1 protein-coding gene is annotated in these 1,192 nt (G+C 60.0%); it reads left to right on the forward strand.

Annotation, left to right across the window (positions count from 1 at the left end):
- Positions 1–65: 65 nt before the first annotated feature.
- Positions 66–1,153, forward strand: a protein-coding gene (locus ACV22W_RS33505) for an IS3 family transposase (RefSeq protein WP_111016761.1) whose coding sequence is annotated in 2 segments (ribosomal slippage) — positions 66–327 and positions 327–1,153 — 1,089 coding nt in all. Because the reading frame shifts where the segments join, the coding sequence is not laid out codon by codon here.
- The last annotated feature ends 39 nt before the right edge of the window (positions 1,154–1,192 follow it).

The following is a 1,192-nucleotide window of genomic DNA, read 5'->3' on the forward strand; positions in this document are numbered from 1 at the left end:
GGTAGTCCCCCCGAAAAACCGGTGTGATCAGAAGTAGAATTTTCTCGTTGAGGGAGTTCTACAGCATGAAAAAATCGAGATTCACGGACAGCCAGATCATGGACGCGCTCAAGCGCGTGGAGTCGGGGCTGTCGGTGCCGGACCTGTGTCGGGAACTGGGCATCAGCACGGCAACGTTCTACAAATGGCGCTCGAAGTACGGCGGCATGGACGTCTCGCTGATCGCGCGGATGAAGGAGTTGGAGGCCGAGAATGCCCGGCTGCGCAAGATGTACGTTGAGGAGAAGATCAAGGCCGAGATCGTGGCGGAGGCGCTCGCAAAAAAAGACTGAGGCCATCTCGCCGGCGTGAGATGGCCATGCATGCCGTGTCCAGCCGGGGCATATCGATCCGGCTGGCATGTGAGGCATTTGGGATCAGCCAGGCCTGTTATCGGTACGTCGGTCGGCGCAGCGCCGAGAACGACGAGATTGCGAACTGGCTGCTGCGCCTGACGGACAACCATCGGAACTGGGGCTTCGGGCTGTGCTTCCTGTACCTGCGTAACGTGAAGGGCTTCGGCTGGAATCACAAGCGCGTGTACCGGATCTATCGCGAACTGGAACTGAACCTGCGGATCAAGCCGCGCAAGCGACTGGTCAGGCAGGTACCAGAGCCGCTGGCGGTGCCGCGTGCCGTCAACCAGGTCTGGTCGATGGACTTCATGCACGACCAACTGGCCGACGGACGCAGCATCCGGCTGTTCAACGTGATCGACGACTTCAACCGCGAGGCACTCGGCATCGAGATCGACTTCTCATTGCCATCGGAACGCGTGATCCGTGCGCTGCGGCAGATCATCGGTTGGCGCGGCAGACCCAAAGCGATCCGGTGCGATAACGGGCCCGAGTACCTGAGCGGGGCGATCATCGAATGGGCCCGACAGTACGGCATCAGGCTCGACTACATTCAGCCGGGCAAGCCGCAGCAGAACGCGTATGTCGAACGATTCAACCGGACCGTGCGGTACGAATGGCTGTCGCAGTACCACTGGGAAGACTTGGACCATGTGCAGCGCTTCGCGACCGATTGGATGTGGACTTACAATCATGACCGCCCGAACATGGCCTTGGGCGGATTTACGCCAAAGCAGCGGCTGGCCATGGCCGCTTAGTTTCTACTTCTGAACCCCGTGGAAAACGGGGGGATTACC

This window comes from Burkholderia sp. AW49-1 (genome assembly GCF_053427845.1).